Source organism: Paraburkholderia sp. UCT31 (assembly GCF_014397655.1).
GTDB classification, from domain to species: domain Bacteria; phylum Pseudomonadota; class Gammaproteobacteria; order Burkholderiales; family Burkholderiaceae; genus Paraburkholderia; species Paraburkholderia tuberum.
In genome coordinates, this window is record NZ_VZQP01000198.1 from 1 (window position 1) to 780 (window position 780).

Annotated in this window: 1 protein-coding gene; it reads right to left on the reverse strand. The window is 62.7% G+C overall.

All coding sequences use genetic code 11. From position 1 onward, the window contains the following. Positions 1-780, reverse strand: a 780-nt coding sequence (locus F6X40_RS41610) for a DUF3141 domain-containing protein (RefSeq protein WP_187631908.1), incomplete at both ends; no start/stop codon positions are given.

A 780-nucleotide genomic window follows, 5' to 3' on the forward strand; every position in this document is an offset into this window, starting at 1 on the left:
CGCAGATCGAAGGATTTGCCCGACGGGCCGGACACTTCGCCGGACCACAGCTTGTTGCCGATGAAGAGGTTACGGGTGATCCACTCGATCTCTTCCCGGTTCATCAGGTAGTAGCTGCCCCACCACCGCTCGAACTCGATAAAGCGCGCCGGTTCCGTATCGATGTTGGCGAATACGTTGTAGTACTTGTCCCAGAACGTGTTGGCGGGGTTCAAATACTCGAAGTTGTTCACGAGATGCGCGCCGTCGAACTTGCCGTTGCCAAGATCGGCCGCCAGGGACGAGAGCCACGTGCCGCCCAGAATGCCTCCGGCATAACGCATTGGATTGGGCACCTCACTCTCGCTCCACGCCCCGCTCCAGTAAGACATGGGCGCGCCGTTGACCAGGATGGGACCGGTGTCTTCCGGCGACGAACTGGCAAGCATCATCGCGGCCCAGCCGCCCTGGCAATTTCCGACGATCGCGGGCTTTGGGCTGTCTGAATGCAGTTCGCGCACCTTCCGTACGAACTGCTGCTCGGCCGCGCACACGTCGAGCAGGGTCTGGCCGGGCTCTGGCTCCTGGGAGAACACGACGAAATAGACGGGATGACCGGCGCGCAGGGCAACGCCGACCTGCGAATCGTCCTTGAAGCCCCCGATGCCGGGACCGTGCCCGGCGCGCGGATCGATGATCAGATACGGGCGCTTCTTCACGTCGACCACGACACCCTCCGGCGGCCGTATCGACAGCAGAGCGTAGTTGACGGGCCGCTCAAAGTGCCTCGCGTCGAGCACT